23 protein-coding genes and 1 pseudogene are annotated in these 23,698 nt (G+C 72.6%); 15 read left to right on the top strand and 9 right to left on the bottom strand.

Annotation, left to right across the window (positions count from 1 at the left end):
* The first annotated feature begins 192 nt into the window (after positions 1–192).
* The gene (locus ACZ6W9_RS28340) at positions 193–510 is read left to right on the top strand and encodes an isoamylase early set domain-containing protein (RefSeq protein WP_362930145.1); all 318 of its coding nucleotides are present in this window, start codon (positions 193–195) and stop codon (positions 508–510) included.
* Positions 511–586: 76 nt separating this feature from the next.
* Here the strand turns inward: ACZ6W9_RS28340 and ACZ6W9_RS28335 are convergent, their stop codons facing one another.
* Together ACZ6W9_RS28335 and ACZ6W9_RS28330 are read right to left on the bottom strand one after the other, a co-directional pair.
* Entirely contained in the window at positions 587–1,039 is a 453-nt protein-coding gene (locus ACZ6W9_RS28335) for a DUF6789 family protein (protein WP_389966513.1), read from the bottom strand.
* Positions 1,040–1,041: 2 nt separating this feature from the next.
* Entirely contained in the window at positions 1,042–2,247 is a 1,206-nt protein-coding gene (locus ACZ6W9_RS28330) for an acetate/propionate family kinase (RefSeq protein ID WP_389966213.1), read from the bottom strand.
* Between the two features lie 333 nt (positions 2,248–2,580).
* Between ACZ6W9_RS28330 and ACZ6W9_RS28325 the strand changes: the two genes are divergently transcribed.
* From ACZ6W9_RS28325 to ACZ6W9_RS28310, 4 genes are all read left to right on the top strand, one after another.
* Positions 2,581–2,949 carry an STAS domain-containing protein gene (locus tag ACZ6W9_RS28325; protein WP_389966216.1) on the top strand — a complete coding sequence of 123 codons (369 nt, stop codon included), beginning with the start codon at positions 2,581–2,583 and terminating at the stop codon, positions 2,947–2,949.
* A 262-nt stretch (positions 2,950–3,211) separates the two neighbouring features.
* A complete protein-coding gene (locus ACZ6W9_RS28320) occupies positions 3,212–4,570 on the top strand; it encodes an extracellular solute-binding protein (protein WP_470120452.1) in 1,359 nt (452 codons plus the stop codon).
* A gap of 67 nt (positions 4,571–4,637) precedes the next feature.
* A complete protein-coding gene (locus tag ACZ6W9_RS28315) occupies positions 4,638–5,549 on the top strand; it encodes a carbohydrate ABC transporter permease (protein ID WP_389966222.1) in 912 nt (303 codons plus the stop codon).
* Positions 5,546–6,439, top strand: coding sequence for a carbohydrate ABC transporter permease (locus ACZ6W9_RS28310; protein ID WP_389966225.1), 894 nt, complete (start codon positions 5,546–5,548; stop codon positions 6,437–6,439). The genes ACZ6W9_RS28315 and ACZ6W9_RS28310 overlap by 4 nt, the downstream gene beginning before the upstream one ends.
* 206 nt (positions 6,440–6,645) lie before the next feature.
* Here ACZ6W9_RS28310 and ACZ6W9_RS28305 read toward each other — a convergent pair whose 3' ends face one another.
* The 3 genes from ACZ6W9_RS28305 to ACZ6W9_RS28295 all read right to left on the bottom strand — a co-directional run bounded on the left by ACZ6W9_RS28305 (position 6,646) and on the right by ACZ6W9_RS28295 (position 8,320).
* Positions 6,646–7,227: an HAD family hydrolase gene (locus tag ACZ6W9_RS28305; RefSeq protein ID WP_389966228.1), complete on the bottom strand. Its 582-nt coding sequence runs from the start codon at positions 7,225–7,227 to the stop codon at positions 6,646–6,648.
* 372 nt (positions 7,228–7,599) lie between these two features.
* Positions 7,600–7,998: an ATP-binding protein gene (locus tag ACZ6W9_RS28300; protein WP_389966231.1), complete on the bottom strand. Its 399-nt coding sequence runs from the start codon at positions 7,996–7,998 to the stop codon at positions 7,600–7,602.
* Positions 7,988–8,320 carry an STAS domain-containing protein gene (locus ACZ6W9_RS28295; RefSeq protein ID WP_389966234.1) on the bottom strand — a complete coding sequence of 111 codons (333 nt, stop codon included), beginning with the start codon at positions 8,318–8,320 and terminating at the stop codon, positions 7,988–7,990. The genes ACZ6W9_RS28300 and ACZ6W9_RS28295 overlap by 11 nt, the downstream gene beginning before the upstream one ends.
* A 74-nt stretch (positions 8,321–8,394) precedes the next feature.
* Here ACZ6W9_RS28295 and ACZ6W9_RS28290 point away from each other — a divergent pair, with 74 nt between their 5' ends.
* From ACZ6W9_RS28290 to ACZ6W9_RS28275, 4 genes are all read left to right on the top strand, one after another.
* The gene (locus ACZ6W9_RS28290) at positions 8,395–11,712 is read left to right on the top strand and encodes a SpoIIE family protein phosphatase (RefSeq protein ID WP_470120449.1); all 3,318 of its coding nucleotides are present in this window, start codon (positions 8,395–8,397) and stop codon (positions 11,710–11,712) included.
* 73 nt (positions 11,713–11,785) lie between these two features.
* Entirely contained in the window at positions 11,786–12,271 is a 486-nt protein-coding gene (locus ACZ6W9_RS28285) for a GNAT family N-acetyltransferase (RefSeq protein ID WP_389966240.1), read from the top strand.
* A 235-nt stretch (positions 12,272–12,506) separates the two neighbouring features.
* Entirely contained in the window at positions 12,507–13,613 is a 1,107-nt protein-coding gene (locus ACZ6W9_RS28280) for a lytic polysaccharide monooxygenase auxiliary activity family 9 protein (protein WP_389966243.1), read from the top strand.
* 138 nt (positions 13,614–13,751) lie between these two features.
* Positions 13,752–14,300, top strand: coding sequence for a cellulose binding domain-containing protein (locus ACZ6W9_RS28275; protein ID WP_470120446.1), 549 nt, complete (start codon positions 13,752–13,754; stop codon positions 14,298–14,300).
* Here ACZ6W9_RS28275 and ACZ6W9_RS28270 read toward each other — a convergent pair.
* Positions 14,287–15,597, bottom strand: coding sequence for an alpha-amylase family protein (locus tag ACZ6W9_RS28270; protein ID WP_389966249.1), 1,311 nt, complete (start codon positions 15,595–15,597; stop codon positions 14,287–14,289). The genes ACZ6W9_RS28275 and ACZ6W9_RS28270 overlap by 14 nt on opposite strands.
* A 233-nt stretch (positions 15,598–15,830) precedes the next feature.
* Between ACZ6W9_RS28270 and ACZ6W9_RS28265 the strand changes: the two genes are divergently transcribed.
* A complete protein-coding gene (locus ACZ6W9_RS28265; RefSeq protein WP_470120444.1) occupies positions 15,831–16,400 on the top strand; it encodes a TetR/AcrR family transcriptional regulator in 570 nt (189 codons plus the stop codon).
* Positions 16,401–16,506: 106 nt separating this feature from the next.
* Here the strand turns inward: ACZ6W9_RS28265 and rpmG are convergent, their stop codons facing one another.
* The gene (rpmG, locus tag ACZ6W9_RS28260) at positions 16,507–16,671 is read right to left on the bottom strand and encodes a 50S ribosomal protein L33 (RefSeq protein WP_355638788.1); all 165 of its coding nucleotides are present in this window, start codon (positions 16,669–16,671) and stop codon (positions 16,507–16,509) included.
* A gap of 203 nt (positions 16,672–16,874) precedes the next feature.
* Between rpmG and ACZ6W9_RS28255 the strand changes: the two genes are divergently transcribed.
* From ACZ6W9_RS28255 to ACZ6W9_RS28235, 5 genes are all read left to right on the top strand, one after another.
* Entirely contained in the window at positions 16,875–17,417 is a 543-nt protein-coding gene (locus tag ACZ6W9_RS28255; RefSeq protein ID WP_389966256.1) for a GNAT family N-acetyltransferase, read from the top strand.
* Positions 17,418–17,576: 159 nt separating this feature from the next.
* The gene (locus tag ACZ6W9_RS28250) at positions 17,577–18,155 is read left to right on the top strand and encodes a toxin-antitoxin system HicB family antitoxin (protein WP_389966259.1); all 579 of its coding nucleotides are present in this window, start codon (positions 17,577–17,579) and stop codon (positions 18,153–18,155) included.
* Positions 18,156–18,319: 164 nt separating this feature from the next.
* Complete coding sequence (locus ACZ6W9_RS28245; protein WP_389966262.1) at positions 18,320–19,225, top strand: DUF4097 family beta strand repeat-containing protein; 906 nt, start codon at positions 18,320–18,322, stop codon at positions 19,223–19,225.
* Between the two features lie 62 nt (positions 19,226–19,287).
* Positions 19,288–19,497 (top strand): hypothetical protein, encoded by a 210-nt coding sequence (locus tag ACZ6W9_RS28240; protein ID WP_389966265.1) that lies wholly within the window; start codon positions 19,288–19,290, stop codon positions 19,495–19,497.
* Between the two features lie 284 nt (positions 19,498–19,781).
* Positions 19,782–22,172, top strand: a complete 2,391-nt coding sequence (locus ACZ6W9_RS28235; RefSeq protein WP_389966268.1) for a Tex family protein — start codon at positions 19,782–19,784, stop codon at positions 22,170–22,172.
* A gap of 221 nt (positions 22,173–22,393) precedes the next feature.
* On the opposite strand, the gene ACZ6W9_RS28230 is transcribed toward ACZ6W9_RS28235, so the two are convergent.
* On the bottom strand, positions 22,394–22,726 hold the full coding sequence (locus ACZ6W9_RS28230) for a YnfA family protein (protein ID WP_389966271.1): 333 nt from the start codon (positions 22,724–22,726) through the stop codon (positions 22,394–22,396).
* Between the two features lie 88 nt (positions 22,727–22,814).
* A pseudogene (locus ACZ6W9_RS28225) lies at positions 22,815–23,276 on the bottom strand (DUF998 domain-containing protein); the annotation flags it as partial.
* Between the last annotated feature and the right edge of the window lie 422 nt (positions 23,277–23,698).

Here is a 23,698-nt window from a genome sequence, read left to right as displayed (position 1 = left end):
GGTTGTCGATCGGTCACTCGCGGTAACGATCCTGATGGATCGTACCGGCTCGGCCGTGACTGGGCGCCGGTCTCCCTGGCGGCGCCGCCCTCTGGCGGGGGCGGCGACGGGAGGCCGACGTGACCTTCGTGTCTCACCGTCACCGCGCTCGCGGCCGGCTACTCATGGAGACCGCGAGTCAGGAGAACTTCAATGATCAAGCGTAGCAAGCCGACCAAGAACGGGCAGATCAAGCTCACCTTCAGCGTGCCGGCCGACCATGCCGCAGGCGGCGTCTCGCTGGTCGGCGACTTCAACGGCTGGGATCCCTACGCCCACCCGATGCAGCGCAGGAACGGCACCTACCAGGTGAGCCTCACCGTGCCCTCGGAGCGGCCCATCCGCTTCCGCTACCTCGCCGACGGCGGCGTGTGGTTCGACGACGCCGACGCCGACCACTGCGACGAGCACGGCTGTCAGCTGAACCCGAGGGGCCACGAGGACTCCTCCACGGCCCCTTCCCCGGCCTGACGCCCGGCGCCCGGCCGCACCCGGCACCACCCGGGGCGGGCCCCGGCCGTACGCACCGGCCGTCCACCGGGACGGCCTACGCCTCGCGCTCCGGACCGCGGCGGAGACGGTTCAGCAGGACGGCGAGCACCGTGCCGTACACCACGTGGCCGGCGGCCATCACCGCCGGCCGACCGGGCCGGTCGCCGGAGGCCGGAGGCAGGATGCCGAAGCCCGGCACCCAGCCCTGGTAGCTGACGAGCCATATGGCCAGGCCGTAGCCGACGCCCAGCGTGACCGGCACGCGCCGTTCCCGGCGGAGCAGCGCGAGCAGGGAACCGCAGGCGGCGCCGAACCCGAAGTGCGCGACCGTGCCGAGCGCCCTCTCCCCCGGCTTGGGACGGTGCCGGTGGCCCGGCAGGACGGCGCGGGCGATCCGCTTGGGAGGCTGGTCGGGCATCAGCCCCGCCCGTTGCCCGGCGAGCGTCACCACGCTCATCATCACCGTCGCGCCCGCCCCGGCGACCGCGCCGCGTACGAGACTCCTCATCGTCACCTGATCTCTCCCGTCTGCTTCCCGTCTCCGCCGAGCGCCTGTTCCCCGTCCCCGCCGGACGCCCGCCTCCCGTCCCCGCCGGACGTCCTCTCCCCGTCTCCGCCGAGCGCGGCGAGGGTGTCGCGGGCGAGCTGGAGCTCCTCGCGCGGCTGGACCACCAGGACCGGTACGGCCGCGCCCGGCGCGCTCACCGCCCCGTCCTCCTCCACGGCGGCGCGGACCGGCGGTTCGACGCCCAGCAGGCCGAGCCGGGCGCAGACCGCCTCGCGGACCTCCGGCTGGTCCCAGCCGATCTCCCCGGTGAACACCAGCGCGTCCAGCCGGTCCAGGCTCGTCGCGACGGCGCCGATCTCCCTGGCCACCCGATGGGCGAACACCTCGAGGGCCAGCGCGGAGGCGGGGTCGGCGGCCTTCACCAGCTCCCGCGTGTCGCCGGACCTGCCTCCCGACAGCCCGAGCAGCCCGGAACGGTGCTCCAGGCCGTCGCGCAGCTCCTCCAGGGTCAGCCGGGAGTCCGACAGCAGCCACAGCAGCATGCCGGGATCGACGCTGCCCGACCGCTTGCTCATCGGGACGCCCTCCAGCGGCGTGAAGCCCATCGAGGTGTCCAGGCTGCGGCCCTCGCGGACCGCGCACACCGAGGAACCGCCGCCGAGGTGGGCGAGGACGAGCCGCAGCGTCCCGGCGGGCCGCTCCAGCAGCTCCGCCGCCCGGCCCAGCGCCCAGGAGTAGGACAGGCCGTGGAAGCCGTAGCGGTGCAGGCCGTACTTCTCGCGCCACTCGGCGGGCAGCGGGTAGGTCGCGGCGCTCTCCGGCAGGCCGGAGTGGAAGGCGGTGTCGGGGCAGAGCACGTGCGGGACGCCGGGCAGCAGCCTGCGGCACGCCTCGACGAGCGCCAGCGCGGGCGGCACGTGCAGCGGGGCGAGGTCGGCGTACCCGCGCACCGCGGCCACCACGCCGTCGTCGGCCACCGTCGGACGCCGCACGGCCTCACCGCCGTGCACCAGGCGGTGCCCGACGGCCGTGATCTCGCAGTCACCGGCGGCGTCCAGGAAGTCCGCCACGGTCCGCTCGACCTCCGCCGGGTCCGGGCTCCGCTCGCTGTGCTCGACGCGCAGCACCTCGCCGTCGCGGACGAGGTGGAGCTGGAGGCTCGACGAGCCGGCGTTGACGGTGAGCACCGCCCGGTCTGTGGTGGCCATGGTCTCCGGGTGCCCGGCCCCGACTCGGGCAAACGCCGGCCCGGGGCGCGGCGGGTCGGGCGCCGAGAGCATTGAACTGTGCCCGGCCTGGGCGTACGGTGGTCGCAACGGTCAACCGTCCCCGCCCGCTCCGTGCGGAGCCGTCAGGCGTGGTGAGAGAACGCCGGGTCCGCCCGGCGGGAAGGCGCCTCGCTGATATGGTTCCCGTGATCGAAACGGGCAGGGATGTCCGTCGCCCACCTCGACCGGGGGAAGCGAGCAACCGCTCTCTCCAGAGGGCGGAGGAGTCGCGAGGGCACTGCCTCCAACAGCTGTGGACAGCGGGGCACATTGATGAACCGGCTCTCCATCGCCGTGAACGACCGGCCGCGGTTCACCGTGGTCTCACTGGCCGGCGATCTCGACAAACTGTCCGCCTCCGCCCTGGAGGAGACCCTCTCCACGCTACTGGCGCGAGGTCGGGTCCACATCATCGTCGACGTGCGTGAGCTGAGGTTCTGCGACTCCACCGGCGTCTGGGCGCTGCTCAGCGGCCTGCGCCGCGTCTACGAGCGCAACGGCTGGCTACGACTGGCCGGGGTGCACGGCTTCCTGGGCCGCCTGCTCGACCTCACCCGGCTCAGGGACGCCTTCCCCATCGACGCGAGCGTGGACGAGTCCGTCCTGCGGGCCTTCGAAGGAAGCGTCCCACTGCCCCTCTGACCCGGGCCTTCCCCCGGGACGATCGGATCTTCCGTGAGATGCCGGGAGACCGCCGGTTCCGCCCGATCCGCGATGATCCTCCGTCCCGGCTTCCCCGTGCGGGCGCCCCGTACGGCCCGTTCGCCGTTCCCGGAGCCCCGCCCGGGACGCCCGCCGGATGGTGACCGGAAAGCGGATTCGGAGGCTCCTTACCGACGAGGCCACGTTTAACCGTCCCTTTGCGGGAAGACGCCTGTTGCACAAGTGAACCGAGGAGGCGTGGATGCCCAAGCACCTTTCGGGCCGCATCCCGGCCGTGGCCCTTCTGGTCGCGGCCCTCAGCGCCTGCGGCGGGGTCGGAGCGAACAACGGCGGCGGAGGCGGGACGGGCAGCGGAGCGGGGTCGTCGCTGACCACGATGGGATTCGGTTTCCCCGACGAGATCGCCACCGTCCGGGTCGACGCGTTCAAGAAGGCGTATCCCGACGTGAAGGTCGCTATCAACGAGGGTCAGTTCGACGAGCAGGCGTTCCTGTCTGCGGTGGCGAGCGGCAACCCGCCGGACGTCGTCTACCTCGCCCGCGAGCGCATCGGCAGCTACGCCGCACGCGGGGCCATCCAGCCGCTGGACGACTGCGTCTCCCGCGAGAAGATCGCCACCGGTGACTTCTACCCGGCGGCGCAGCAGCAGTCGAAGTACGACGGCAAGTGGTACGCCGTCCCCGAGTTCTACAACTCGGTCGTCCTGCTGGTGAACAACAAGGCGGCCAAGGACGCCGGGGGCGACCCGGCGGACATCGACACCTCCGACTGGGACGCGCTGGCCGGGCTCGCGAAGAAGATGAACCGCGTCCGGGGCGGCAAGATCGAACGGTTCGGCTTCTACCCCAAGCTGCCGGAGTTCCTGCCGCTGTGGGCCAAGGCCAACGGCGCCGACATCCTGTCCGCGGACGGCCGCACCGCCAGGCTCGACGACCCGAAGGTGGCCGAGGCCCTCGACTACGCCGACCGGCTGGTGGAGTCGCAGGGCGGCTGGAAGAAGCTGAAGGCGTTCACCGAGACCTTCGACTACTTCGGCGAGGAGAACCCGTTCGCCACCGACAAGCTCGGCGCCATGCTGACCGAGCAGTTCGTGGTGAGCGCCATGGCGGGCGCGACGCCGGACGCCGACATCACCGTGGTGCCGTTCAGGGACCGCCAGGGGAACCCGGTCAACAACGTGGGCGGCAACGCGTGGGTGATGCCCAAGGGCGCCAAGCATCCCGACGTCGCCTGCCGCTGGATGAAGACCATGACCTCCGCCGACACCTGGATCGCGGCGGCCAAGGCCCGTGCCGACAAGCGCGCCAAGGAGGGCAAGGTCAACATCGGCACCTACACCGGCAACGCCAAGGCCGACGACGTCATCTTCTCCCAGATCGTGAAGCCCAGCGGGCACAAGGCCTACGACGACGCGGTCAAGACGATCCGCTCGGTGCAGCAGGCCGGGTTCGTGGTGCCGCCGTCGGCGGCCGCGGCCGAGTTCACCAAGGCGTGGCAGGACGGGGCCAACCGGGTGCTGCTCGGCGAGAGGAAGCCGGCCGACGCCATGAAGCAGGCGCAACAGCAGGCGCAACAGGCCATCGACGAGGCGACCCGGTGACCGACCCGGCGATCCGCTCTTCGGTCCGCCCGGTGATCCGCCTCACCGCGGTCCTCGGGGGGCCGCGGTGAGGCGGATCCGCCCGGAGACCCGGTGGGCGTACGTCTTCCTGCTGCCGTGGCTGGTCGGCCTGGTGGTCTTCCAGCTCGGCCCGATGGCCGCCAGCCTGGTGCTGTCGTTCACCGACTTCGACCTGATCGGCAGCCCGGAGTTCGCCGGCCTCGGCAACTACACCAAGATGGCCCAGGACCCGAAGGTCCTCCGGGCCATCGGCAACACCGTCTACTACACGGCGCTGCACGTGCCGCTGTCCATCGCGCTCGCGCTCGCGCTGGCGCTCATGCTCAACCGGATCACCGGACGGGCCGCGGGCGTGTTCCGCACGGTCTTCTACCTGCCGTCCATGACCCCGTACGTGGCCGTGGGCGTGCTCTTCCTGTTCCTGCTGAACGGCCAGGCCGGAATGGTCAACCAGTTCCTCGGCCTGTTCGGGATCGAGGGTCCGCAGTGGACGACCGACCCGGACTGGATCCTGCCGGGCATCGTGCTGATGTCGCTGTGGAACCTGGGCTCGACCACGATCATCCTGTTCGCGGCGCTGCGCAACGTGCCGCGCGAGCTGGCCGAGGCGGCGATGATCGACGGGGCCGGCCCGTGGCAGCGGTTCCGGTCGGTCACGCTGCCGATGATCAGCTCGGCGGTCTTCTTCGTGGTGATCATCAACACGATCTCCGCGCTGCAGATGTTCGACCAGGTCTACGCGATGTTCTTCGGCAACCAGATCGCCCAGCAGTCGTACGGCGACGCGGCCCTGTTCTACGTCGTCTACCTGTTCCAGCAGGCCTTCCAGTTCCTGCACATGGGATACGCGTCGGCCCTGGCCTGGGTGCTGTTCCTGGTGATCATGGGGATCACCCTCATCCAGGTGAAGGTGGGCAACCGGTTGGTCTACTACGAAGCCGAGGAGCACGCCGGATGACCACCACGCTGGACCACGCACGGCCCCGGGTGGTGACCGGCGGCCCGGCCGACGACGCGGGACGCGGGACACGGAAGGTCTTCTTCCTGGTCATGCTGGCCGCGGCGTCGGTCCTGTTCCTGTACCCGTTCGTCTGGCTCGTGGTCGCGTCGCTCAAGCCGCGGTCCCGGACGTTCGCCGACCCGTTCGTCCCGTGGCCCCACCCGTTCGCGCCGGAGAACTACCTGGCGGTCTGGGACGCGGCGCCCATGCTGACGTGGCTGGTCAACACGTTGATCGTCGGCGTCGTCGCGGCGGGCGCGGCCACCCTGTCGAGTGCCTTCGTCGCCTTCGGGTTCGCCTACTTCCGCTTTCCCGGCCGCAACCTGCTCTTCGGCAGCGTGCTGGCGACGATGATGCTGCCCGCGGCGGTCACGCTGGTGCCGACCTACCTCATCTGGAACTCGGTGGGGCTGACCGGCACGCAGGTGCCGCTGTGGGCGGGCAACCTCTTCGGCTCGGCGTTCTACATCTTCCTGCTGCGCCAGTTCCTGCTGGGCGTGCCGCGGTACGTCTTCGAGGCCGCCCGGGTGGACGGGGCATCCTACCTGGACCTGTTCTGGCGGATCGCCGTGCCGTTGTCCAGGCCGGCGCTGATCATCGCCTTCGTCTTCGAGCTCAAGGCGAGCTGGTTCGACCTGATGAAGCCGCTGATCTATCTCCAGGACCCGGCGCTCTACACGCTGCCCCGCGGCCTGAAGGCGGTCGTCGACCAGTTCTACCAGGGCGGTGATCCCAAGTGGGAGATCGTCCTGGCGGCGAGCGTCATCACCACACTCCCCCTGGTCGTGATCTTCTTCATCGGCCAGCGCCACTTCGTCCAGGGCATCGCCACCACCGGACGCCGCTGAGGGACCGGGGCGCCGCCGGGCCGCCGGGGGTGCCGCCGGGCCACCGGGCCGGCGGATCGGCGGGCCACCGGGTCGGCGGATCGGCGACCCGGTCCGTCCGGCGGCCGGGCTTCCACCGTCGCTTTTCGCCATCGCTTTCGCCGCCGCTTTCGCCGCCGCCCGGACACCGGCGCCGTGGCGTCAGGCTCACGGGCCCGGCGGCCCGGTCAGCCCGGCCGCCGCTCCAGAGGCGTGCCGGGCCGGTACAGGACGGCGTCGATGCCGACCGCCGCCGCGGCCTCGACGTTGACCTCCCGGTCGTCGAAGAAGGTGACCTCGCCGGGCTCCGCGCCGAGCCCGTGCAGGACCTTCTCGAAGATCTCGGGATCGGGCTTGGCCAGGCCGAGACGGCAGCTGTAGAAGAGGTGGTCGAACGCCCGCGCCCACGGCGCCCGGTCGATGGCCGCGGCCAGCGGTTCGGGGGCGTTGGACAGCAGTGCGAGCCGGTGGCGGCCGGCGAGGGCCCGGAGGGCGTCCAGGCTCGCCGGGTTGAGGCGCGACCAGCTCGCGGTGTCGGCCGCGTCGAGCGCGGCCACCAGCGGGTCCCCCTCGGAGAACCTGCGGTCCAGCACGTCGCCCCAGTAGGCGTGGGAGGGCCTCCCCCTGTCGTAGAGGTCCCGGTGGCGCCAGTAGCGGTCGAGGAACGTCTCGGTGTCGAGATCGGCGAGGACCGCCATGGCCGTCACGTCCTCGGCGGGCTGCGGCAGCGAGATGACCTCGCCGTAGTCGAGCAGCGTCCAGGTGGTCACGCCTCTCCTCCGTCTCATGACGAACTTCGTCTCCGCACCGGAGCCGGTTGCGGCGGCCCGCCGTACCCGGCCGGCCGCCAGGGCGGACCACCGGAGACCGCCCCGGCGGCTCACCGTACGGAGGACCACCGAAGCCGATACGCAAGCCTCGCCGGTTCATTTGAACATCTCACATGTTCGAAGGCAAGTGCGGCCGGAGCATCCGGCACCGGGGAGGCGAGCTTTCACGACGCCGGACGGCGGACGGCGACGGACGGTGGACGGCGACGGCGGCGCGGTGGACGGCGAGATGGTGGAGGGCGGCGGCGCGGCACCGGACCGTGACGGCGGCGCGGTATGGGACCGTGAACGGCGGAGCGGCGCCGCCGGCGGTCAGTCGCGGCGCATGACGAGCCGGACCGTCGAACCGGCCGGCCCGGACACGATCTCCACCTCGTCGCACATCTGGCGCATCAGCCAGAGCCCGTAGCCGCGGCGGGACCCGACCTCGGGCGCGATCATGCCCGCCAGGGGATCGGTGAGCGTCCCCGCCTCGTCGCTGACCTCGGCCACGACACGGTCGGCGCACCGCCGCAGGACGAGGACGCCCGAGGTGCGGGCGTGGTCCAGGACGTTGTTGGCGGCCTCGCTTATGGCGAGGATGAAATTCGACTCCTGCCTCTCGCCCAGCTTCGCGGGGGTCAGGAACTCCCGGGCGCGCTCACGCAGCTCCGACAGGTCCCCTCCGATCGGGAAGCTCGCCACCGCGTCCCCACAGGCGTCACCGGCCATGGGACGGCTCCTCGACGATCGGGACGACCCGGTCGAGCGCGGAGAGCCGGAAGAGACCCCGCAGATGCTCTCCCACGTCGGCGAGAACGAGCTGGACGCCCCGGCCCGTCGCGTCGGTGTGGGCGTCGAGCAGCATGACGATCCCCGAGGAGTCGCAGAACGGGACGTGGGTCATCCGGATCACCAGGCGGGCGGGACGTCCGGCGAGTTCCTCGCCCACCGCGGCGCTCAACGGCTCCACGGCGTCCCGGTCGAGGTCACCGATCGGGATGAGGACCCGAGCGCCTTCTCGATCCGTCTGCCTATCCAGACGAATGCCCATATGTCCCCACGGTGGAATAGATCGATCGACCAGGTATCGTCACACTACCCAATGGATGGAAGGCAAACTCCGAGGTGAGGCCCCACGGCGGCGAGATGGGCGAGCGGGTCCGCGAGCACGACTGGGCGCGCACCCCGCTCGGTCCGATGGAGCGGTGGCCGGCGGTGCTGCGGACCACCGTCGACATCGTCCTGTCATCGCGCACCCAGATCATCCTCTTCTGGGGACCCGAGCACATCAGCGTCTACAACGACGCCTACATCACCGCGCTCGGCGCCAAGCACCCGGCCGCCCTCGGCCGGCCCGGCGCGGAGGCCTGGCCCGAGATCTGGGACACGCTGGGTCCGCTGCTCGAACGGGTACGCGAGTCGGGAGAGTCGTTCTGGGACCGTGACCGCCCCTTCCTGCTGGCACGGCACGGCTTCCCGGAGCAGACCTACTTCGACCTCTCCTACGACCCCGTCCGGCTGCCCGACGGCACCGTCGGCGGGGTCCTCTGCCTGGTCAGCGAGACGACCGGCCGGGTGCTCGGAGAACGCAGGATCCGCACCCTGAGCCGCGTCGGCCTGGCCGCGAGCGGGATGACGACGCGACCGGACGTGGCGGCGGCCGTGGTCGCCGCTCTGGCCGGACACGGCCGCGAGGACGTGCCGTCCGCCCTCGTCTACCTTCTCGGCGACGACGGCGGCCTCCGGCTCGCCACACCCCGGGACACGGCCCCCGGGCGGATCGCCGCCGGTGACGAGCAGGCGGCCGCCGCCCGCCGGGCACCGGTCATCGCGGCGTCCGGCGGGCGCTTCGGCGTGCCCGGCCCCGTCGTCGTCCTGCCGCTGGGCTCCGGGACCGGGTTCCAGGGCCTGCTGGTGTGCGGGATGAACCCCCTGCTGCCCGTGGACGAGGCCCACCGGGAGTTCTTCCAGGTGCTCGCCGAGAGCGTGTCACGGGCGCTGACCGCCGCCGAGGCCCACGAGCGGGAACGCGACCAGACGCGCGCGCTCGCCGAACTCGACAGCGCCAAGACGGCGTTCTTCGCCAACGTCAGCCACGAGCTGCGCACGCCGCTGGCCCTGATCCTGGGACCGCTGGAGGAACTGCTCGGCGACCCCTCCCTCGAACCCGCGCGGCGCGCCGTCCTCGCCACGGCCCGCCGCAACGCGACACGGCTGCTCACCCTGGTCAACGACGTGCTCACCCTCACCGGCGCCGGATCCGGCCGGCTGCGCGCCCGCTACCAGGCGACCGACCTGACCACGCAGACCGCCGGGCTGACCGGGGCGTTCCGCTCGGCGGTGGAGAGCGCCGGGCTCACCCTGCGGATGGAGGGCTCCCCCCTTCCGCGGCCGGTCCACGTCGACCGGAACCTGTGGGAGCGGATCGTCTTCAACCTGCTGTCCAACGCCCTGCGGCACACCTTCACCGGCGGGATCACGGTCGGCGTGCGGGACGGCGGCGAGCACGCCCTGGTCACGGTCACCGACACCGGGGCGGGCATCCCCGCCGAAGAGCTGCCCGGCCTGTTCGAACGCTTCTACCGCGTGCCCGGCGCGCCCTCCCGCAGCCACGAGGGCGTGGGCATCGGCCTGGCCCTGGTCCGGGAGCTGGTCGCCATGCACGGCGGCCGGATCGAGGTGACCAGCCGCGTCGGCGCCGGCACCACCTTCGCGATCAGCCTGCCGTACGGCTCGGCCCACCTCCCCCCGGAGCAGGTCGCCGAGGCGGCGACGCCGTACGAGATGGAGCCGGTCGACGCGTGGCCTCCGCCGCCGGAGCCCGGCGCCCCCTTCCCCGTGGCGCCCGCGGCCCCCGCGGTCGTTCCCGACCGGCGGGGCCCGGACGGACGGGACGCGACGGACGACCCTCTCCCGGACGACTCGGACCATCCGCTCCCGGGGAACGCGGACCATCCGCTCCCGGACGGCGTGGACGGTCCCCCTCCGGGGCGGATCGTCGTGGCGGACGACAACGACGACATGCGCGACTACCTCGTCCGTCTGCTGAGACCGTACTGGACGGTGACCGCGGTGGCCGACGGGGCCGCCGCCCTGGAGGCGGCGCGGACGTGGGCGCCCGACCTGGTCGTCAGCGACGTCATGATGCCCGGCATGGACGGGCTGGAGCTGGTACGGCGGCTGCGTGCCGACCCGGCCACCCGCACCGTTCCGATCGTCCTGCTGTCGGCCCGGGGCAGCCGGGAGGAGGCGTTCGCCGGGCTGGCCGCGGGCGCCGACGAGTATCTCGTGAAGCCGTTCCCGGCCCGTGAACTGCTCGGCCGGGTCCGTGGAATCCTGCGGCTGGCCGAGGCACGGTCCCGGCACAACCGCCGGCTGCGCGAGCTGACCGAGGCCGCGCTGGCGATCAACGAGGCGTCGACGGCCCACGAGGTGCTCGCCCTGACGGAGCGGTACGGCCGGCTGCTGGCCGACTCCCCCGGGGCGGCGGTGAAGCTCACCTCCGGCGGTCTCACGGTCACCCCACCGGACGTGACCGTCGCGAACGAGACCGCCCCGGACGGGACCACCGCGGATGGAACCGTCATGAGCGGGGCCACCGCGATTGGAACCGTCATGGACGGGACCACCGCGGATGGAACCGTCATGGGCGGAGCCGCCGTCACCGGCGAACCGGCGCTGGACCGGCTCGCCCAACTCGCCCTCGCGCGCCTGGCGAACCTGGAGCGGCTGGAACTGGAGCACCGGATCGCGACCACGCTGCAACTCGCCCTGCTGCCCGAGGTCCCCTCCGACGGCGACCTGCGGATCGCCGGTCGCTACCTGCCGGGCAGCGACGAGGCGGGGGTGGGCGGCGACTGGTACGACGTCATCCAGATCTCCGGGAACGAGCTGATGCTGGTGATCGGCGACGTCGTCGGCAAGGGCGTCGAGGCCGCCGCCACGATGGGCCGGGTGCGCAACGCGCTGCGGGCCTACGCCATGGAGGACCCCGAGCCCGGCCGCGTCCTCGCCCGTCTCAACCGGATGGCCTGCGGCCCGGGCGAGCGCATGCGCTCCACGGTCCTGTGCGTACGGATCTCCCGGGCCACCGGGCACGTGCGGTACGCCGGTGCCGGGCATCCGCCGCCCCTGGTCTGCCGGGCGGACGGGGAGCCCGAGTATCTCGACGGGGCGCTCGCCCCGCTGATCGGGGTGCTGCCCTCGGTCGACTTCCCCACCTCCGAGGTACGCCTGGAGCGCGGAGACCGGCTGCTGCTCTACACCGACGGCATCGTGGAGAGGCGGCCGACGGGCATCCTCACCGGCATGGACCGGCTCCTCGCCGAGGCCGCGCGGACGGCCGGCCTCGACCTGGAGGCTCAGCTGGAGTCGCTGCTCTCGCTCGTCGAGGGCATGGACAACCGGGACGACGTGGCCCTCCTCGGCTTCGTCCATCCGTAGGACCGAACCGGGACTCCCAGGTCAGGGCCGCGAGGCCGGGACGACGAAGCTGGAAACAGCCTAAACTTCACCCATGATTCGCCCCGCAACGCCGGATGACGTCCCCGCCGTCATCGGTATGATCCGCGACCTCGCCGACTACGAGAAGGAACTGGACAAGGTCCAGACCACCCCCGAGGAACTGCGCGAAGCGCTCTTCTGCGACTCCCCCGCGGTGTTCTGCCACCTCGCCACCGAGCGCGACGAGCTGGGTGAGGAGAAGCCCGTTGGGTTCGCGCTCTGGTTCCTCACCTACTCCACCTGGGTGGGCAGGCACGGGATCCACCTCGAAGACCTCTTCGTCCACCCCGACCACCGGGGCGGGGGGCACGGCAGGCGACTGCTCGCCGAGCTGGCGCGCATCTGCGTGGAGCGCGGCTACGGCCGCCTCGAGTGGGCGGTCCTCGACTGGAACACCCCCTCCATCGAGTTCTACCGGTCGCTGGGGGCCGTGCACCTCGACGAGTGGGACATGTACCGGCTCACCGGCGCGGAACTGGAGAAGCTCGCCACCCGGTAAGACCCCTGGGGGAGCGGCCCCGGCGGGATGCCCGGCACGTCCCGGTGATGAACCTTTCATTCGTCCTCTCGCCCCCGCGATTCTCTGACCTGCGTCGATGACGCCTGCCTCCCTCTCCGCGACCGCACCGCGTTCACTCCCCGGGAACGACGGCCTAAAGTCCGTTTCGCGTGAGCGCTTCACTGCCATGCCATGAACCAGCGGTTCGTCATCCCCGGAAGGGGGAGGTAATCCCGTGAAGAAATGGCCAGGCGCCGTCGCCGCGGGCGCGGTAGCCCTCCTGTCCGCGTTACTCGCGGTCATCCTCGTCCCCGGTCCGGCGTCGGCGCACGGCGCGATGATGGTGCCGGGCAGCCGTACGTACTTCTGCTGGCAGGACGGCCTGTCGCAGACGGGGCAGATCGTCCCCATCAACCCCGCCTGCGCGGCGGCGGTCGCGAAGAGCGGCCCCAACTCCCTGTACAACTGGTTCGGCGTGCTCCGCTCCGACGGCGCCGGGCGTACCCGCGGGTTCATCCCCGACGGGCAGCTGTGCAGCGGCGGCAACTCCACCTACAGCGGGTTCGACCTGCCGAGCGCCGACTGGCCCGTGACCCACCTGACCGCCGGAAGCTCCATCCAGTTCCGGTACAACAAGTGGGCCGCGCACCCCGGCTGGTTCTACGTCTACGTCTCCAAGGACAGCTGGGACCCCACCCGGCCGCTGACCTGGGACGACCTTGAGGCGGAGCCCTTCTACACGGCCGACCACCCGCCGAGCGTCGGCGCGGTGGGCACCGCGGACGCCTACTACTACTGGGACGCCCGGTTGCCCTCGGGCAAGTCCGGCCGGCACGTCGTCTACTCGGTGTGGAAGCGGTCCGACAGCGCGGAGACCTTCTACAACTGCTCCGACGTCGTCTTCGACGGCGGAAAGGGCGAGGTGACCGGTGTGGGCCGTCCCGGCTCGACGCCGACCGCGACCCCCACGGTGACGCCGACCTCGACCCCCACCTCGACCCCGACGTCCACGCCCACCTCCACCCCGACCTCGACGCCGGGCAACGGCGCCTGCACCGCCACCTACCGGACGGTCAGCACCTGGGGAGGCGGGTTCCAGGGCGAGGTGACCGTGACCAACCCGGGCTCCTCCCCGCTCAACGGCTGGACGGTGAGCTGGACTCCGGGCAGCGGCACCACGATCAACAGCGTCTGGAACGGCACCTACACGGCGTCCGGATCGGTCGCCGTGGTCAGGAACGCCGACTGGAACCGGACCATCGCGGCGAACGGATCGACCACCTTCGGGTTCGTCGCCAACGGCACCAGCGGCTCTCCCGCTCCGACCTGCACCAGTCCCTGACGGATCCCGCTGAGAGGCGGCCCCGGCCTGCGCCCGCATCCCGCGCCGGCCGGGGCCTCCGCACTCCTCCCGGCAGGTGCTCCCGGAGCGCCGCGGGAGGCCGCGGCCACGGAAGCGATCACGGAAGGAGGCCCCGCGGTGGCGACCCGGAGGATCGCGCCCCTGCTCGGCGTCGTCTCGCTGGGGGCCGCGGCGGCGCTGCTCGCGGTGTCCTGCGCCGGCCGTACGGCGGACACCCGGCACGCCGCCGGGCACACCGGGGAGATCCGGGGCACCGCCGGATCCCCGGCGGACACCCGGCACACCGCCGGGGACGCCGCGCCCCCCGGGGGCTCCACCGCAACCGCGGCGAAGACCCCGGACGCCGCCGGGACCGCGACGGCGTCCGCCGCCGGCTGCACCGCCACCGTCACCCTCGTCGAGTCCTGGCCCGGCGGCTACCGGGGAGCCGCGACGATCAGCAACGTCTCCGGCCGGCCGATGCGTGACTGGTACATCCAGTGGCTGCTCCCCCAGGGGGCGAAGCTCACCCAGGCGTGGAACGGCACGCCCATGCAGAGCGGCCCCATCGCGATGATCCACGCGCCCGAGGGGGCCGTCCTCGCCCCGGGGGCCACCGTCTCCGAAGTGGGCTTCGTGGGCTCGGCCGCCGCTCCCCCGGCCTTCACCGAGATCACCTGCGGCTGACCGACCAGCCGTGCGGGGCGACGACCCCGTCGAGCCCGCGTGAGGCGGGGTCCGCGTCCAGCACGGTCGCGGGGCCGACGGGCAGCTCGGCGTCGTCGAGGTTGAGGGCGAGGTCGAGCGCCTCGCCGTCCGCTTCGAGCGTGATGACGTACTGCCGGTTGCTCAGCACCCGCGTTCTCGAACAGGCGCGGTGCAGCCACGGATGCCGGCGGCGCAGCCCGATGAGCCTCTGGTGGAGGCGGAGCGTCTCCGTGCCGGAGTGGTCCGGCGCGGCGGGCCCGCGCGGCGGGAACTCGGGCCTGATCGCGTCGTCACCGCCGGCCCGGTCCTCCTTGACGGCCCGGAAGCCGAACTCGTCGCCCGCGTAGACGGCGGGGGTGCCGCCGACGAGCGCGAGGAGGGCGACGGCGTGCGGAAGGTGCCGGGGGTCGGTGATCCGGCTGGCGATGCGGGTCACATCGTGGTTGCCGACGAACGTGGCGGGCGCGAAGGCGCCGAGCATGTCGTTGTGCCGGCGGAGCGACCAGTCGAGCTCGTAGAAGTTGCCGTGCTCGATGCTCGACCAGATCGCCTTCCACAGCTCGTACTGGGTGACGGTGTCGGCGGTGCTCTCGGCGACGAACGCCGCGTAGTCGCCGTGGATGACCTCGGCCTCGAACCAGGCGCCGGGGTGGGTGTGGCGCACCTGGGGCAGCACGTCCGCCCAGAAGGCGGTGGGGACGCGGTAGGCGGCGTCCAGCCGCCACGCGTCGGCGCCCCGGTCGAGCCAGTGCCGCATGACGTCCACGACGTACCCGCGTACGGCGGGCTCGTCGTGGTCGAGCGCGACGAGCTGCTCGTGTCCCTCGAAGGTGTCGAGCCGTACCCGCCCGTCCTCGTCGGAGGCCGGCCTGAACCACCGCATCGCCTCACTGCCGAGTCCGTCCCGCAGCGCGGCCTGGACCCGGGGGTGACCGCGGCCGACGTGGTTGAACACGCCGTCGAGCTGGATCCGGAGCCCGCGGGCGCGTGCCGCGGCGACGAGCGCGTCGAAGTCGGAGTCGTCGCCGAGGCGCGGGTCGAGCCGGAAGTGGTCGAGCGTGTCGTAGCCGTGCGTCTCCGACAGGAAGATCGGGCCGAGCGCGATCCCCGAGGCGCCGAGGGAGACGGCGTGGTCCAGCCAGTCGATCACGCGCAGCAGCCGGTGCTCGCCGGGGCGCACGGGGCCGGAGGGCGGCTCGGGAAAGGCTCCGACGAAGCCGAGCGGGTAGAGCCGCCACCAGATCGCGTGCCGGACCCAGCCGGGCTCAGGCGTCATGGGGCCTTCCGATCCGGTCGGGGATCCGGGCGGCGTCCGTGGGATCGGGTGCTCGCCGCGGAGCGGGTTTGCGCGGGAACCATAGCGCTGGTGCTGCCCGCTTTCCGGTCGATGACACGGTCGCGCGTCTGCCGGTGCACCCATCGGCGCCGCCCGGCACGGCGTCGGCGGAGCAGGTTGCCTAAATGCTTTAGGAAATCACATAATCCTTTCAGGCGACTGGGAGGAGAGCCGTGGCGCGCGCGGGGCTGTCGACGGAACGCCTGGTCCAGGCGGGGGCGGAACTCGCCGACGAGGTCGGCTTCGACCAGGTGACCGTCTCGGCGCTCGCCAGGAGGTTCGACGTCAAGGTCGCGAGCCTGTACTCACATCTGAAGGGCTCCCAGGATCTCAAGACCCGGATCGCCTTGCTCGCACTGGAGGAGCTCGCCGACCGGGCCGCCACCGCCCTGGCCGGACGGGCGGGCCGGGACGCCCTGGCAGCGCTGGGAAACGTCTACCGTGACTACGCCCGGGAGCACCCCGGCCGCTACGACGCGACGCGCCTCCGGCTCGACCCGGAGACCGCGGCCGCGAGCGCCGGAGGCAGGCACTCGCAGATGACACGGGCGATCCTGCGCGGCTACGACCTGGCGGAAGCCGACCGGACGCACGCCGTACGGCTGCTGGGCAGTGTCTTTCACGGCTACATCAGCCTGGAGGCGGCCGGCGGCTTCAGCCACAGCGAACCCGGCACGCAGGAGACCTGGGAGTGGATCCTGGACCACCTCGACGGCCTGTTGCGAAGCCGGCCCACGCCCTGAGACGCGTCGGGCGGCCGGCTCGCCCGCGGCCCGGGACGGCCCCGGGACGGGCCGCACCGGGGCCGTCCCGGGATCCCGGGACGGCGGGAAGCCGCGGAACGGGGCCTCAGCGGTCCTCGCGGAACTCCACGTGCCGCCGGGCGATCGGGTCGTACTTGGCGAGCGTGAGCCGGTCGGGGGAGTTCCGCCGGTTCTTGCGCGTCACGTAGGTGTAGCCGGTGCCCGCGGTCGAGCGCAGCTTGATCACGGGACGGAGCTCGTTTCCAGCCATGGCCCTCTCCTCTTCCGGTCGATCTCTCTGACCGACCCCTCCGGTCGATCTCTCCGACCGACGGGACGCACAACACGACGACAACGATTTCCATTCCTTTCAAGTGAGGGCTTTTCGCTCCGCCTCCGGCCCGACAACCGGATAACCGGTTGAGGAGCGGGATCGCGACTGCTAGACATGCCGAGATTCCGATGAGAGCGAGCATGAGGAGCGGATCCGTGCTGACCGGAGAACTGGTGCGGCTGCGGCCGATGGAGCCGTCCGAGGCGGAACACCTGTGGCGCTGGAACAGCGACCCGGAGGTGATGCGCTGGATGGACGAGGGCTACCCGCAGACGCTCGCCCAGGTCGCCCGGCGCTGCGAGGACCGCCCGGTCAACTCCTACGACGACGTCCTCCTCGGAGTCGAGACCCTCGACGGGGGCCGCCTCATCGGGCTCGTCCGTCTGAGCGACGCCCAGCCGGAGATCGGCCGTGCCACATTCGACGTCTACATCGGCGAGAAGGACTGCTGGGGGCGCGGCTACGCCACCGATGCCACCCGGGAGATGTGCCGGTACGGCTTCGGCAGGATGCGGCTGCACTCGATCGAGCTGAGCGTGGTCACCGAGAACGTCTCCGCGATCCACGTCTACGAGAAGGTCGGGTTCGTCAGGGAGGGCCGGCTCCGTGAGGTGTTCCGCCGCGACGGCCGGTGGTACGACATGTTCCTGATGAGCATGCTGGAGGGCGAACTGCGCGACTGACCCGTCCCGGTACGACACCGAACGGAGATCCGTACGACCGGACGTGCCCGCGGGGCGAAGCCGTCGACATCATCTTGACGTCATATGACATCAAGTGAGCGCCATGAATGACGTCACTTCGCTTGACATGGCGTCACTCGTGGCGTCATAGTGATGCCCATGGACGTCACGCCCTTCGTCGAGAATCTCCGCCGCGCACTGGCCGCTTCGGCGGCGGTCGCCGACGCCGAGACCCGGGCCGCCGTGGAGAACCTCACCACCTCGCTCGACTCCGCCGTCAGGCTCACCCTCATCGAGGTGCTGTCGGCGGCGGCCGACGAGGTCACCCGCGAACTCGCGCCCGGCTCGGTCGAGGTGCGGATCCGCAACCGCGAACCCGAGTTCGTGGTGACACCGCCGGACTTCGGGGAGGCCGCGGACTTCGCGCCACCGCCCGGGGCGCCTGGAACGTTCACGCCGCCCGGCGCCCCGTACCCGCCGGGGCCGCCCGGCCTCCCCGTGCCGCCCTTCCCCCCGGCCCCGCCGTCGCCCCCGCCGCCGGCGGGCGAGGAGGGCACGGCCAGGATGACCCTGCGCCTGCCCGAGTCGCTCAAGAGCCGCATCGAGGAGGCGGCCGGCGCCGAGGGCGTGTCGGTCAACGCGTGGCTGGTCCGCGTGCTGTCCACCGCCCTGCGGGACGGCCCGCCGGAGCCGCGCTCCCGCGGGGGCGGCAAGCGCCTCAGCGGCTGGGCGCGCTGAGACGCCCGTACCCGCCCGCCCGCGCCTGAGCCGCGGGCACCCACGTCCCGGGCCTTCCGGCCCCCGCGCCCGTCCGTCCGCGCCTGAGCCGCAGGCACCCACCCCCGGGCATTCCGGCCCCCACACCGTTCCTGGTCCTCCGCCCCCGAAAGGGAGATCTCGCCATGCCCTCGTTCCCCTCCCCCGAACCCGTCACCCTGCGGGTCAAGCTGCCCGCCGGCCTCCTGGAGGTCACCGCCGCCCCACGTGAGGACGCCGTCGTCGAGGTCCGGCCCTCCCGCTCCTCAAGCTCCGCCGACGCCGAGGCCGCGAGCGGGACCCGCGTCGAGCGGCTGGCCGACGGCACGATCCTGGTCGAGGCGCCCGAGCAGCGCACGATGCTGGGACGTCAGGCGCGCGTGGACGTGCTCGTCGCCCTTCCCGAGGGGTCGGCCGTCACCCTCCAGACCGCCTCCGCGGACATCCGGACCTCCGGCCCGCTGGGGGACGTCGCGGTCGGCTCGGCCTCCGGCGACGTCCGGATCGAGCACTGCGCCCGCCTTGAGGTCAGGACGGCGAGTGGTGACGTCACATGTGACGTCACCGGCGCCGAAGCCGGCGTCAGAACCTCCTCCGGTGACATCCGGCTGCCCGAGCTGCGCGGCGGGGCGGAGATCACCACCTCCAGCGGGCGCGTCGAACTGGGCGCCGTCAACGGTGACATCACCGTCAGGAGCGGCTCCGGCGACATCACCGTCGAGGCGGCCGGCGCGTCCTTCCGGACGATCAGCGCCTCCGGGGACGTCACGATCGGGACGGCCGGCGACCTCGTGGAGACCCGCACCTCCTCCGGTGACGTCGGGATCGGGGCGGTCACCCGCGGCCGGGTGTCGGTCAACAGCGTGTCGGGCGACGTCAGGATCGGCGTCGCCGACGGGGTCAGCGCCTGGCTCGACGTCTCCACGATCTCCGGCGACCTCCGTTCCGGCCTGGAGGAGGCGGAACGGCCCGGTGACGAGGCCCCGCGAGCCGAGATCCGCGTCAAGACCGTGAGCGGTGACATCTCCCTGGTGCGCACCCCCCACCCGTAGGACCCGCGCCCGGATCCCACCGTGCCCCCCGCAGCCCCCGCAGCCCCCGGAAGGGAAGAGCCGTGAACAACGATTTCCAGATCACCGCCCTGTACCGGACGACGCACGCCGAGGCGATCGCCGAAGCCGAGCTCTCGCGCCTGACCCCCCGGCGTCCCGGTCCCGCCCGCCGGTGGACCGCCCGCGCCATGCGCCGGCTCGCCGACCGGATCAGCCCCGAGCCCACCGGAGTACGCCCCGGCCCCGCCCGCCACCGCCCGACCACCATCTGACCACCGCCTGACCACCGTTCGTCATCGCCCGGCCCCGCCCGGCCCCGCCCGGCCCCGCCCGGCCCCGTCCGCCATCGCGCGACCACCGTCCGGTCCCGTCCCACCGCCGCGCGACCACCGTCCGGTCCCGTCCCGCCGCCGCCTCCCGCCCCTCACCCCGTTCCCGGACCCCGGGGCACCGATCTCCCCCGGATCTCACCCGGACCCTGTCGGGGTCGCGCGGTAACTTTGGGGCTGCCCACAGGGCCGCCCGCCCCGGCTGCCCGTCCGAGGAAAGAGAGATCGTGACCACGTCAATTCATCAGCGGATCGCCGACGAGCTGGGTGTGCGCGAGCGGCAGGTACAGGCGGCCGTGGAGTTGCTCGACGGCGGCTCCACGGTTCCGTTCATCGCCCGTTACCGCAAGGAGGTCACGGGAGCGCTCGACGACACGCAGCTGCGCACGCTGGAGGAGCGGCTGCGTTACCTGCGGGAGCTGGAGGACCGGCGGGCCGCGATCCTGGAGTCGATCCGTTCCCAGGGCAAGCTCGACGACGCCCTCGAGGCGCAGATCGCCGCGGCCGACTCCAAGGCCCGCCTGGAGGACATCTACCTCCCCTACAAGCCCAAGCGGCGGACCAAGGCGCAGATCGCCCGCGAGGCCGGTCTCGAACCGCTCGCCGACGGCCTGCTCGCCGACCCGTCCGTCGACCCGCAGGCCGCCGCCGCGGCCTTCGTCGGCGAGGGGGTGCCCGACGCCGCCGCCGCGCTGGACGGGGCGCGGGCGATCCTCGTCGAGCGGTTCGCCGAGGACGCCGACCTCGTCGGCGGGCTGCGCGAGCGGATGTGGAACAAGGGCCGCGTGGTCTCCGCGGTCCGCGAGGGCAAGGAGGAGCAGGGGGCGAAGTTCTCCGACTACTTCGACTTCGCCGAGCCGTTCACCAAGCTGCCCTCCCACCGGATCCTGGCGATGTTCCGCGGGGAGAAGGAGGAGATCCTCACCCTCACCCTGGAGCCCGAGCCGGAGCCCACCGGTTCCTACGAGGCGAGCATCGCGCACCGCTTCGGCGTCACCGACCGGGGCCGTCCGGCCGACAAGTGGCTTGCCGACACCGTCCGCTGGGCCTGGCGCACCCGTATCCTCGTCCACCTCGGCATCGACCTGCGGACCCGGCTGTGGCAGGCGGCCGAGGACGAGGCGGTGCGCGTGTTCGCCGCCAACCTCCGTGACCTGCTGCTCGCCGCGCCCGCCGGCACCCGCGCCACCATGGGCCTGGACCCTGGTCTGCGCACCGGTGTGAAGGTCGCGGTGGTCGACGCCACCGGCAAGGTGCTGGAGACCGCCACGATCTACCCGCACGAACCGCGCCGCCAGTGGGACCAGTCGCTCGCCACGCTGGCCGCGCTGGCGAAGAAGCACGACGTGGAGCTGGTATCGATCGGCAACGGCACCGCCTCCCGCGAGACCGACAAGCTCGCCGGCGATCTCGTGAAGCTGGTACCCGGGCTGACCAAGGTCATGGTGTCGGAGGCCGGCGCGTCCGTCTACTCCGCCTCCGCCTACGCCTCCCAGGAGCTGCCCGGCATGGACGTGTCGCTGCGCGGCGCGGTGTCGATCGCCCGGCGCCTCCAGGACCCGCTGGCCGAGCTGGTCAAGATCGATCCCAAGTCGATCGGCGTGGGCCAGTACCAGCACGACCTCGCCGAGACCAAACTGTCCCGTTCGCTCGACGCGGTCGTCGAGGACTGCGTGAACGCGGTGGGGGTCGACGTGAACACCGCCTCGGCGCCGCTGCTGGCGCGCGTGTCGGGCATCACGGCGGGCCTGGCCGACAACATCGTCGCCCACCGCGACGCGTCCGGCCCGTTCCGGTCGCGCCGGGCGCTCAAGGAGGTGCCCCGCCTCGGCCCCAAGGCGTTCGAGCAGTGCGCGGGCTTCCTGCGTATCCCGGACGGCGACGACCCCCTCGACTCCTCCAGCGTCCACCCCGAGGCGTACCCGGTGGTGCGCCGCATCCTGTCGGCCACCGGCGGCGGCATCCGCGAGCTGATCGGCAACGGCACGGCCCTGCGGTCGCTGCGGCCCCAGGACTTCGTCGACGACACCTTCGGCCTGCCGACCGTCACCGACATCCTGTCGGAGCTGGAGAAGCCCGGCCGCGACCCACGCCCGGCCTTCAAGACCGCGGCCTTCAAGGAGGGCGTGGAGAAGATCTCCGACCTCGAACCCGGAATGGTGCTGGAGGGCGTGGTCACCAACGTCGCCGCGTTCGGCGCGTTCGTCGACGTCGGCGTGCACCAGGACGGCCTGGTCCACGTCTCCGCGCTGTCGCACACCTTCGTCAGGGATCCGCGCGAGGTCGTCAGGCCCGGCGACATCGTCCGGGTGAAGGTGCTCGACGTCGACATCCCGCGTAAGCGCATCTCCCTGACCCTCCGCCTGGACGACGAGCCCGCCCGGGGCGGGGGCAGGCGCGACCAGGCCGACGGCGGTCGGCGCGGCGATCGGCAGGGTCAGGGGGGCCGGCAGGGCCAGGGCGGCCGGCAGCAGGGCCAGGGTGACCGCGGCCAGGGCGGCCGGCAGGGGCGAGGCGACCAGCAGGGGCGGGGTGACCGGCGGCGCGACGCGCCGGGCGGGGCGATGGCCGACGCGCTGCGCCGCGCCGGGCTCACCGGCCCCGGCGGCGACCGGTAGGCGCCGACGCGCCACACGGTACGGCCGCCGCCCACACGGGCGGCGGCCGTACCGCGGGTCAACGCCGTACCGCGGGTCAACGCCGAGCCACCGGTCGAGGCGGTGCCACCGGTCGGAGCCGTGCCGCCCGGTGGCCGCGTCCGCCGTCCGGACCCGGGCGGGCCAGGCGCCGGGCCCATCGTCCGGGCCCATCGTCCGGGCCCGCCGTCCGGGCCCGCCGGTCAGCCGCGCGGCGCGTACATGATCACGGCCATCCCGGCCAGGCAGATCAGCGCGCCCGCCACGTCCCAGCGGTCAGGCCGGAACCCGTCCATGACCATTCCCCAGACCAGCGAGCCCGCGACGAACACCCCGCCGTAGGCGGCGAGGATCCGGCCGAAGTCCTGCGCGGGCTGGAACGCCGCCGCGAAGCCGTACGCGCCGAGCGCGAGGACACCGCCCGCGATCCAGAGCGGCCCGCGTCCCTCGCGCACGCCCTGCCAGACCAGCCACGCGCCTCCGATCTCGGCGACCGCGGCGAGGGCGAACAGCGGCAGGGAGCGGAGGACGGTCATGGGTACGACGGTACCCGGCGGCGATCAACAGCCCGACCAGGGCCAGCACCGCCACCTCGAAGACCACGACCAGCCGCTGGGTCACCCCTCCGGGGATGTCGTCGCCCGCCAGGGGGATCCCGAGCATCCGCACCACGTACGGCAGGACCACCAGCACCAGCACGCTGAGGGACGCCAGGCTCAGCAGCCGCACCGGCCGGGCGTAGGGGCCCGCGGCGTGCCGTCTGGAGAGGATCAGGCCCGCCACCGGCATGGCGAGGAAGGCCGCGAACGCCGCGTAGCGGTGGATGCCCCCGGACATCGACAGCGGCAGGCCGGGCGCGTCCGTGGGGAAGACGCCGATCAGCAGCATGCACAGGCCCCAGGCTCCGACCAGCAGTGCGGCCCCGCGGTCCGCGGTGCGCCGGGCCAGCGCGATCCCGAAGGCCGCGGCGCCGGCGGCGAAGAACGCGAGGGACACGGGCAGCAGCCACCCGTCGGGGGCGAACGCGTACTCGCTGATCAGCGTGTGCACCGGATCCAGCCCCGTGGCCACGTGCAGCCCCACCATCGACGCGGCTCCCGCGCCGATCGCCGCGTAACCGCCGCGGATCATCCCTGTTCCGGAGAAAACCTGACTCGCCATGACTCAAAAATGGCGTCCGACCAGGGGCTCGGAGTATTGGAGATGATCCCCAGGCGCCCCTGAGCCGTCCCCGATGCGCACCGGCCCGGGGTGGGGCCCGCCCTTCGGGGACGCCCCGCATGCGACGTCCCTGAGCTGCGCGGAAACCGCCGGGGGTAGGGCTTTCCCCCTCAGGGTCGGTCCCCCGGGACGCCTCCGGAGCGGAAAGCCCCCTCGCGGGACGCCTACCGCAACCGGCGCCCGCCGCCGGGACCGGCACCCGTCGCCGAAGACCTCCGGCCCCGGCGCCGGGACGCCTCCGGGACCGGTTCCGGAACGCCTCCGGGACCGGTTCCGGAACGCCTCCG

This window comes from Streptosporangium sp. NPDC053982 (genome assembly GCF_055585205.1).
This window is presented reverse-complemented; position numbering and strand designations above follow the sequence as displayed.